This window comes from Vibrio sp. 378 (assembly GCF_033339435.1).
Map to the genome: position 1 here is coordinate 1 of NZ_JAWOUO010001051.1, position 543 is coordinate 543.

At 46.6% G+C, this 543-nt stretch carries 1 pseudogene; it reads left to right on the top strand.

The annotated features are described in order from the left end of the window. Positions 1 to 543 (top strand): annotated as a pseudogene (rumA, locus tag R7Q48_RS30310) (23S rRNA (uracil(1939)-C(5))-methyltransferase RlmD); the annotation flags it as partial.

Here is a 543-nt window from a genome sequence, read left to right on the forward strand (position 1 = left end):
ATTAAATTCCTACTTCCAAGCGACGCTCGCCTTGAGCCCTTTTGTCCCCATTATCATGAATGTGGCGGTTTCGATTTGCAGCACCTTAATCATGACCAACAATTGACGCACAAACAGCAGACGCTGCGTCAGTTAATGCGAAAATTTGCTGGCAGTGACATTGAGTTGGATGCGCCAGTATTGGGCGAGTCTTTAGGTTACCGACGTCGTGCTCGCGTGAGTTTGTTTGTCGATAAGAAAACGCGTCAGTTGCACTTCGGCTTTCGCAAAAAGCAAAGCAAGCAAATTGCACAAGTGACGGATTGTCCGGTATTGGCTCCTGAGTTGAATGTGCTATTGCCTGAGATTTATTCGGTGCTAACAGCGTTCAAAAAGCCAGAGCAATTGGGGCATGTAGAACTGGTGTTGGGTGACAACGGGCCTTGTATCACGTTGCGACACTTAAGTAATTTGGCCGATGAAGAAGTGAGTGCATTAGTTGAATTAGCGACACGCCATCAAGCCTCGTTGTATCTGATGCCAGAAACTGACCAACTTAACTTA